1 protein-coding gene is annotated in these 216 nt (G+C 45.4%); it reads right to left on the minus strand.

What is annotated here, in order from left to right:
• Positions 1 to 216 (minus strand): OB-fold nucleic acid binding domain-containing protein (locus ACP45E_RS02825; RefSeq protein WP_241824253.1); only part of this gene is annotated, 216 nt, incomplete at both ends.

Raw genomic sequence — 216 nt, forward strand, 5'->3', positions numbered from 1 at the left:
ACCGCTCTTCCGATCTGAGTTCGAAGTCTTGGCCTTTTGCAGGAGACTCAACAATCTTACCTGTTACTTCAACAGAGCAGCCAGTCGTTAGCTTTAATACTTCGTCTTCGTAATTATTAAGATTATTAGGGACCACGGCCTGAATCGGGTCGAAACAAGAGCCGTCATAAATGGCAAGGAAAGAGATTCCAGCTTTGGAATCACGACGTGAACGGA

Source organism: Vibrio genomosp. F10 str. 9ZD137, from assembly GCF_049974785.1.
Classification (GTDB): domain Bacteria; phylum Pseudomonadota; class Gammaproteobacteria; order Enterobacterales; family Vibrionaceae; genus Vibrio.